The organism is Gammaproteobacteria bacterium (genome assembly GCA_022340215.1).
Lineage (GTDB): Bacteria > Pseudomonadota > Gammaproteobacteria > JAJDOJ01 > JAJDOJ01 > JAJDOJ01.
In genome coordinates this window covers 1-5693 of the sequence record JAJDOJ010000182.1, presented here as the reverse complement: position 1 = coordinate 5693, position 5693 = coordinate 1, and the positions used below count along the sequence as shown (strand labels likewise).

Sequence of the window (5693 nt, the reverse complement as noted above, 5' to 3'; positions counted from 1 at the left end):
ATCAGATAGCGGATCTGGGCACCGGAAAGCGGGCTGTGACCGAGGTAGTGGTAACGGTCGATCAGCCCGTCCCAGAGCAGCGAATCGCCCCTGTTCTCTACCTGCTGCAAGCGGACCGTGCCCAATTGCGCAAGCGAGATGCAGACCTCCGATTCCGGGGGCTGCGGAACCGCTGCGCGAGCCAGTCGTGCCGCTCCGCCGCCGTTGCCATTGCGATTTCGAGGCTCGGGAAGCGCGATCCAGCCCTGACGATGCAGGCGAAGCAGCGCCACCCGCGCGCCCATCTCCTTGAGGTCCCCGCGGGCATTGCGCCAATTCAGGGCGATACACACCCGCCGGGCGATCTCGCTGCGACCGATCCCCTCGTCCTGGCCGTCACCAACGATGTTCCTTACAACCTTCAGCTCATCCTCCCCAAAGGGACGACTGCAGATCCGTGGGGGCAGCTGTGCTCCGGGCATGGCGCTCTCCTGTGTGATTTTGAGAGCATTTCATCAGATCCGAAAGCCCGTGTCCCGAAAAATTTCCTCGGGGGGAGAAGACGGTAACGATATGGCGCTCGGCGCCCCGCTGCGGGGTGCCCAACACCTTCCGTACAGACGCCATTGCCTATTTTGCTTCATCGGCGAATAGTGCTTTTATTAGCAGCACTTGGAACGATATCGGTCTCCGCGACTGGCGGTGAGCCCATTGTAGACATGTCGGAAGGTGTTGGTTTGCTCAGTTCTTCGAGTTCCTCCAGTTCCACCTGACGCACGTCGAGTTTCGATGAACGCTTGTAGATTTCGATTTCCAAGCGAGATTGCTCCGCATTGAGGTTACGCAGATGAGTTGCGTTTTGTACTTTTCCACGCTCAAGCTCGATCTTCCATATTCTTTCCTGAATCTGGTTGATTTCCCTCTGCAGTTCAGTCATTTCCTTTGCTATTTGACGTTTCCTCGCCTTATGCAGATCCTTCCGATTTTCTTGGGTTTTCACGGTCGAGACAACTGCCTTGGAAAGTGCTGATTCCGCAATGCGTGTCGCTTCCTCTAAATCCCGCTTTGCAGTGGATTCAAGAGCTTTCAATTGCACGACTAAGCTCTCGATTTTCTGCCGAGCATCGTTGGCAACCTGGGCCGCCTCTCGAGCGACTTCCGCTGCCTCCTTTGCATTCTCTCTTTCCCGTGATGCTTGATAGAATTGTGCTACGGCAAATATCAGCAATCCAAAGGAGATCAATATGCCAACGTTCGATAAATAACGCATAACCCAGTTCTGATGCTTTTGGCAGTGACTACATACAGCAGCGCCAACAGGCATCGGTTGCAGGCAGAGCTTGCAGTGGTTTTGGGAGGCATCTGAATCTGCATCTATGTTCTCGATCGTCATTGGATCTCTCCCGATTTCAATATTCGAGTTCAGGTTCAATTTGATATTTGTCTATCGCCGTCTATCGCCGTGGCGTTCCAGCGGACTAATGATTCCATTTAGGCTCAAAGAACTCAGGCAAAACCGGTTCATGTTGCTTATCTGATCGATACCATGCTGGTTTTGGAACACGCAGTCCTGTTCCAAGATATTTAACACCCGAGGGAGAAAAATTGGAACACGGCTGGAACCTGAGAGGATGTCATGCCTACGCCATTCGGATGACCATGCGTGATCTGAAAACACAAGGAACGCCAGGCCATTGACGATGCGCTGCTACTGGGGCGAAATCTTCGGTCGCTGGTGGCTAAATACGGGGTGAGTCTCGGATCGCTGAGCCGTCACAACCAGCGCTGCATCGTTCGCGCTTTAGGGGATCGGCCTGTACATGTCTCCTCCCTCGGTCAAAAAGAGAAACCCGGGGCGCCAATGGCAAGTTTCTTCCTGGCGATGCCGGTCCACAACCTGCGAGCGCAAAGCCCCCGGCGACGCCCAAGGCCAAAGTATCGCGACGCAAGAGTACGAGCCCAGTGAAAACACATTCTCCGATTCAAGCTCCACGAGGGTGGACAGGGATTGGGTACAGCGTGCGAGTCTGAATCTTCACGGGCGCGTGGATCGTGCAAAGGATAAAGGATAGGAATTGCAATGGGGCATGCCCAGGGTCTGAGGTCCTGGAGGCGAAGATAAGGGGGCGATAAGGGGTCATCCGTGCGAAGAGCCGAGACCAACTCCATTGTGGAATCGTCTATTTATTCAAACTCGAATATGCGCTTCCAGTCACTCTTCATGCTGATGACGACCCAGCCCTGTTTCTGGGCTTCGTCGTATAGCGCCTGGGTCAATGCACCGACCTCGGTGGCCGGCAATCCCTGTGCTGGGCCGTAGGCATACTCGCGCTTGGCATCGTCGTGCAGGACCAGCATTGAAAGCCGCAGCCCACTGCCGGCCTTGGTGTATTCCAGCATCTGGCGGTCGCCGGTCGAGTTGCCAAAAGCCGCGACGGGCCGTCGGCCGATCATCAGGTGGATGCCCTCAGGCTTCCCGGCGTCGTTGTCATTGAGCAACAGCTTGGGTTCCTTGGTCAGAAACGGCTGGCCGTTCGTGCCATAGCCGTATTTCGTGGCGCCGGCCGTGCCGACTATCTGCTCAGGCGGAATCCCATAGGTCGTTTCTGAATACTGGCGCAAGAAGTCCTGGCCACCGCCGGTCACGATGTACGTCTTGTAGCCATGGTCGCGAAGATAGGCGAGCACCTCCTGCATCGGCTGATAGACCAGATCGGTATACGGCCGTTTCCAGCGCGGATCTTTTGCCGTGGCGATCCATTGATGGGCCTGCTTTCGAAACTCTTCGACGGACATCCCGGTAAAAGTCGCAGCAATGATTTTTTCCAGATCCGGCAGGGTCAGTTTTTCAATCGCCGCGCGATCACCGGACATGGCCGTCTTGAAGGGTTCGACTTGCGCCAATTCCGGTTTCGATTTTACCAGCGCAGGTACCCGGTCCAGCGCATAAACGACAAACGAATAGACCGGGTGCTCTACCCACAGCGTCCCGTCCTGGTCGAAAGTCGCAATGCGTTCCGCAACCGGGACGAAATCCGGACTGTTCTCGTCAGTGGTTTTTGTGACGAATTCGACGATGGCTTTTTTTGCCGGACCGTCGTTCCACGACGGCAGTGAGCCTGACCGGGCAACTGACTGTCCGGCAAGTGCCAGTAGGAGAACACAGACAAATGCCTGGGTACCGCGAGAAAATGTGATCGAATTCATGATGGCCCTCAATGCTGTTTCGCAAACTCAATCAAAAAAGGGTGCCCCGATCGGGGCACCCTTTACATGACTTCTTGCTCGGACGATCAGACTACTCGCCCGCGTGGCTGATGTGCTTCGCGGCCTTCATCGCCTCGATGACCTGATCCAGGTTGTAGCTCGCCGGGGTCTGCAGCGACGGGAACGTCCTGTAAGTCTCGAGTTCCTTCAGCCACAGCAGCTGCCCGATCGGCAGCAGGTTCCAGTCATAGATGTACGCCGAACTCGGGGCGGCCAGAGCACCGCCGATGGCCAAGTTCGTTTTTACTTCTTCACCCACCGCTTGCTCGAAGGGGTCGCGCTTGATGTTCTGGACCTGGGTCCGGTGATAAGTGGTTTCGGGCAAAAACCCACCCTCCGGGCCGGGAGACGCCATCGTGTAGTAGTACTTCCAGTTCTTGTAGCGCACTGCCGACGGGTGTTGGCCGCTGTAATAGAAGAACGTATCGCGTGCCGAGTCCCCTTCGCCTTCGAGGTAAGCCCGCTGATCGACGCCGTCGAGTGTCGTCTTGACAATTCCGGGGTATTTCCCAGCCTCGATCTCCTTCTTCAGCCCGTCGCCTTTAGGACCACCGGCGATATCGACGAAGGTTGGCACCCAGTCCAGGGAAGAAAAGATCTGGTCGGGATGCGTGCCAGCTTTGACATGTTCCGGCCAGCGGACGATCATTGGCGCCCGCATACCGCCTTCCCATGTGGTGAGTTTTCCGCCCTTGAAGGGCGTGACCCCTCCATCGGGGTAGGTGATGGCCTCGGCGCCGTTATCGGTGGTGAAGACGACGATGGTGTCGTCCAGCTCACCCATGTCCTCCAGCTTTTTCAGCACATAGCCGATGTTGTCGTCCATCTGCTTCATGCCGGCTTCGTTGATGCCCCAGTCCTTGCCGCCCTTGGTGCCCAGCATATCCAGGTATTTTGGCGGCAGCATGGTCGTGATGTGCATGCGCGCCGGGTTGTACCAGACGAAGAACGGCTTACCGGTCTTCTTGGGATCGTTGCGGTCGAGGAAGTCGATGACCTTGGCCGAGATCTCCTCGTCCATAGTTTTCGAACGCTCCAGCGTGAGCGGCCCTTCGTTCTTGCAGGTCTGGTTCGCCTCGGTGCCGTCCGAGGAGGTGCAGGCAATAACCGGCCGTGGCGGGGTCATGCAGGTCCCGTCTTTCGGGTCGATCGCGCCTGGGACTGGCTCGAGGCCCTTGACCGGGGTGTTCTCGCACGGCGGAACGACGGCCTGCACGGTCGGGGAGCTGTTGATATCCGGGAAACTCACCCCTTGCATCGCGTCGAGGTGATACAGGTAGCCCCAGAATTCCTGGAAGCCGTGGGCGGTCGGCAGCGCAGCTGCGTGGTCGCCCAGGTGGTTCTTGCCAAACTCGCCGGTGTTGTAGCCGAGGTCGAGCAGGAACTTGGCAAGCGCCGGCGTACCGGGTAACAGGTAGCTGGTGGCGCCCGGCAGCTGGGGCATGACCATGCCCGCGCGCAACGGGTGCATACCGGTGAAGAAGGCGGTACGACCGGCCGTGCAGCTCTGCTCGGCATAATAGGTCATGAACCTTGCACCCTCATTGGCCAGGCGGTCGATGTTGGGCGTCTCCCCTACCATCAGACCCTGGTGGTAGGCACCGACGTTCATGATACCGATGTCGTCGCCCATGATGAACAGGATGTTGGGCTTGTTGCCATCGGGCGCGCCTGCCGTGCTGCCGCCGGCAGCCAAGGTTAGCTTCTGGCCGACCTTAACCTCGTTCGACGCCAACTGGTTTTTTCGCTTTCAGGGCCTCTATCGGGACCTCGAAGCGCTCGCTGATCGCGATCAGGTCGTCGCCCTCGACCACCACATAGGTGGCGGTCACGGTGTCGTATTGGCCCTCGGCGTGGTGACGCGGGCCCTTGTCGGCGGCCTGGGCGCCGCTGGCGACCAGGCAGGCGGTCAGGGCGAAGACCGAGCACGCGGCCTTCAGCCCCGTGGTGAAGGCCGCGGTCGGGAGCGATCGGTCTGAACACCAATGGGGTCAGGTCTCGCATTATAACATTCGACTGCGAATCACGCGTCCCACCGTCGCCGGGTGCAGACCGAAATGATCGGCAATCTCGCGGTAGCTATAAGCGCCAGTGTCGTAAGCCGCAACAATGGCGTCATTGCGCTCCGCGTGCTCGGCGGCTATTGCCTCCAGCGGTGGCGCGGGCCTTCTGCGCTGGGCCCTTGGGATATTCAACTGATCGGCCGGTAACGAGGCTTTTTTCTGCATCTTCTCGACGAATGTTTCATCCCCGAGATAGATCTGTTGGCGCAATCCCGACCAGATACTTACGCCACCTTCGGCAACGAATTTCCTGTAACGCCGACGTGCCTCGCTGCGACGCCTGCCGAACTGGGCCAGCAGCCCATCGGTCGCCAGCCAGCCCGGTACCGGCGCATCGCCGACCATTGCGCGGTAGCTGCTCCAGGGCCAATCCCCGGGATGTTC

General features: G+C 58.2%; 6 protein-coding genes. All 6 read right to left on the bottom strand.

Features of this window, described 5'->3' with window-relative positions; genetic code table 11:
* The coding region (locus LJE91_12915) for a DUF4338 domain-containing protein (protein MCG6869584.1) at nt 1-461 on the bottom strand (461 nt) is incomplete at its 3' end.
* A 158-nt stretch (nt 462-619) separates the two neighbouring features.
* The gene (locus LJE91_12910; GenBank protein ID MCG6869583.1) at nt 620-1372 is read right to left on the bottom strand and encodes a hypothetical protein; all 753 of its coding nucleotides are present in this window, start codon (nt 1370-1372) and stop codon (nt 620-622) included.
* 791 nt (nt 1373-2163) lie between these two features.
* Complete coding sequence (locus LJE91_12905; protein ID MCG6869582.1) at nt 2164-3186, bottom strand: haloacid dehalogenase-like hydrolase; 1023 nt, start codon at nt 3184-3186, stop codon at nt 2164-2166.
* Between the two features lie 91 nt (nt 3187-3277).
* Nucleotides 3278-4981 carry an arylsulfatase gene (locus LJE91_12900; GenBank protein MCG6869581.1) on the bottom strand — a complete coding sequence of 568 codons (1704 nt, stop codon included), beginning with the start codon at nt 4979-4981 and terminating at the stop codon, nt 3278-3280.
* On the bottom strand, nt 4962-5078 hold the full coding sequence (locus LJE91_12895) for a LysM peptidoglycan-binding domain-containing protein (GenBank protein ID MCG6869580.1): 117 nt from the start codon (nt 5076-5078) through the stop codon (nt 4962-4964). The genes LJE91_12900 and LJE91_12895 overlap by 20 nt, the downstream gene beginning before the upstream one ends.
* Before the next feature lie 171 nt (nt 5079-5249).
* Nucleotides 5250-5693 (bottom strand): helix-turn-helix domain-containing protein (locus LJE91_12890; GenBank protein MCG6869579.1); only part of this gene is annotated, 444 nt, incomplete at its 5' end.

Coding starts and splice junctions, on each gene's coding strand:
- LJE91_12910 (MCG6869583.1), bottom strand. CDS start 1,372: ATGACGATCGAGAACATAGATGCAGATTCAGATGCCTCCCAAAACCAC.
- LJE91_12905 (MCG6869582.1), bottom strand. CDS start 3,186: ATGAATTCGATCACATTTTCTCGCGGTACCCAGGCATTTGTCTGTGTT.